This is a genomic window from Streptomyces sp. NPDC002044, assembly GCF_040296725.1.
GTDB lineage: Bacteria > Actinomycetota > Actinomycetes > Streptomycetales > Streptomycetaceae > Streptomyces > Streptomyces antarcticus.
This window is the reverse complement of record NZ_JBEOXU010000296.1, coordinates 1-2765: the sequence shown is the minus strand read 5'-3', so window position 1 is coordinate 2765 and position 2765 is coordinate 1. Positions and strand designations below refer to the sequence as shown.

Sequence of the window (2765 nt, the reverse complement as noted above, 5' to 3'; positions counted from 1 at the left end):
GGCCCCGGGGGGCCCGGGGGCGGGGGGGCCCCGCGCGCCAGGGGCGGGGGCCCTCCGGGATCAGAGGCGCGCGGCGCGCGCGAGGGCGCCCAGGTCGACGAACTTGAAGTTCGTGTCGGTGCGCACCTCACTGTCCGGTCCGGGGGCCGCGGGGGTGTTGGAGCCGTCCTGGACGACCAGCAGGCCGCGCGGGAACCTCGTCCCCAGTGGTGCGCTGGTGACGGCGGCGCCGTCGCTCTCCTCGGAGCCGTCGGGCGCCCCGGGCTTCGCGGACGCGGTGACGCGGAAGCCGCGGACGAACGCGTCGCCCCGGTCCCGGTCGAAGGCGGCGAAGGTGTCGTCGCCCTGGCTCGACGCGAGCAGGTAGCCGCCACGCCCGGGGTGGCGCGGGTCGCGCCAGAGGGTGAGGCCCTCCACGTCCGCGCTGATGTGGCGCCCGCCGAAGCCGGGGTCGGTGCCCGCGTCGCACTCCTCGGTGTCCGGGTTCCAGGTGCCGGGGACCCCGTACGAGCGGACCTTCTCGATCAGCCGGGCCGGGGAGCGCAGGCCGGCGTCGAGCTTCCAGATGCCGACGTCCTCCTGGCCCGCGTACAGGTCGCCGGTGTCGGGGTCGACGACCATGCCCTCGACCTGGGGGAGCTCACCGGGTTCGCCGCACGGTGACCACCGCGTGCCGTCGGGCAGGGTGAACGCGGAGGGCAGCGAGACGGTGCGGACCGTGCGGTAGCCGACCGTGCCCCGGGCGTTCGGCGTGAGCTCGGCGAGCGCGAGGGCGGTGGCGTTGCGCCGGCTGGCGACCGCGTACGCGCGACCCGTACGGCGGTCGGTGTAGGCGGCGAGGCCGTAGGCGGTGCGCTGGTCGTTGACCTCGTCCTGGCCGGTGGAGAACACGTGCGGGGCGGCCGTCGCGTCCGTGACGTCGACCAGGGGTCCGGCGGTCCGCCCGGGGTCGATCCGGTAGACACGCAGCTGGTCTCGGCCCCGGTCGGACACGACGGCCACGTCGTGGCGCCCGTCGGGGAAGCGGAGACCGGTGATCAGGTCGACGTTGTTGAAGCGCCCGGGCTTGTCGCCCTCGCGCGGCGGTGGCGGGGCGGGCAGGGACTGCACCTGGCGGCCGTCCAGGTCGTACACGCGCAGGCCGCCCTCCTTGGCGGTGGCGATCACCAGGCTGCGGTCGGGGTCGTGCGCGTTGCGCCAGATCGCCGGGTCGTCCGCGTTCGCGTTGCCGCCCGCCTCGTCGTCGAAGAGGGACGGGGTCTCCACGGTGGCGGACACCCCGGGCAGCGACGGCGCGGCCGCGCGGTCCGTACGGGCCTGGGCCGGCCCGGCGCTCACGGTGAGGGCCGCGATCAGCGCCGCGGCGGTGATCGTCGTCTTCCTGCCCGGGGTCACGCTCATGTTGCCTCCTGCTCGTGGGACGGACTCAGGGGCCTCGGGGCCGGCCGCGCGCCCGGGACGGGGAAGCGGCCGTACGTCCAAGGATCGCGGCCACTCTGGGCTACCCGCGGGTAGCCGCCACGAAGCGGACGTGACGCCGGGATGGCCGGCGGATGAACCGCGCCGGACGCCATACGGGAGCACCGGGCGGGAGCGCCGGGCCGGGAACGCCGGGCGAGAGCACTGGGCGGGAATTCCAGCCACCCTTTCCGGTCGGCTTTAGGACAGAATTCAACTTGACCGTTAGTACGGAAGGGATCTCCCGCGGGGGTCCAATTCGTTTACAGGTGAACATTTTTGACGAACCGGCAGTAACTACGTGGAACGCCCGAGTTACGGAGAAGTGAGAAAGGCGCGTCCGAACCTCAATCTGTGTCCTGTGGCTCGACTTCCGCAAGATCCCTTATGTATGGTTCCCCTCATTCACCGCCCAACGGGGGACGGGGAGCGGTTGCAGGCCGGGTGCGGATTCATTCCGTTTCCACGCCCGCACGGAGCCGGCCGATCGCTGCCCCCGCCACTCTCCCCATGGGGGGAAATACATGCAGCGACTCGGGGGATCCACCATCCGGTTCCAGCTATTGGGGCCGTTAAGCATTGCGCACGGCCCGGAAACGGCAGTTCTCAAACCGTCCAAGCCCACCAGCCTGCTGGCCGCGCTCCTTCTGCATCCCGACGCCGTCGTATCGACTTCCTATCTGGTGCGGGCCGTGTGGGACGAGGAGCCGCCCGCCACCGCCCGTGCCGCCTTGCAGACCTGCGTACTGCGACTGCGCCGGCTGTTCGCCGAGTACGGGATATCCGCGACCACCATCGAATCCGTTCCGGGCGGTTACCGGATGCACAACACCACCGAAACCCTCGATCTCGTCCTCTTCCGCAGCCTGGCCTTCGAGGCGGCCTCCGCCCGCGAGCCGGGCGAGGAGCTGTACCGGCTGCGCGAGGCGCTGTCCCTGTGGAACGGACAGCCGCTGGCCAACGTGGCCTCGCGGATGCTCCAGTCACACGCGGTGGCGGCGCTGGAACAGGAGCGGCTGCGCGTCCTGGAGCGGGTCTGCGACCTCGAACTCGCCGCCGGGAACTGCCATCAGGTCCTGGTCGACCTCTACGAGAGCGCGCGCCGGCATCCGGTGCGCGAGCGGTTCACCGAACAGTTCATCGAAGCGCTCTACCGCACCGGGAGGCAGACCGAGGCGCTCTCCGAGTACCGCACGGTCCGCGACCGGCTCCGCGACGAGCTGGGCATCGACCCGGGACCCGGGCTGCGCCGGCTGGAGCTCGCGATCCTGCGGGCCGAGGAGCTGGGGTCCCGGCAGCGGCCGGGC

The 2765-nt window shown here is 72.2% G+C and carries 2 protein-coding genes; one reads left to right on the top strand and one right to left on the bottom strand.

Translation table 11 applies throughout. The annotated features are described in order from the left end of the window. Positions 1–60: 60 nt before the first annotated feature. Entirely contained in the window at positions 61–1401 is a 1341-nt protein-coding gene (locus tag ABT106_RS31655) for a phytase (protein WP_351284429.1), read from the bottom strand. Positions 1402–1982: 581 nt separating this feature from the next. Between ABT106_RS31655 and ABT106_RS31650 the strand changes: the two genes are divergently transcribed. Beyond that, positions 1983–2765, top strand: a 783-nt coding sequence (locus ABT106_RS31650; protein ID WP_351284427.1) for an AfsR/SARP family transcriptional regulator, incomplete at its 3' end; no start/stop codon positions are given.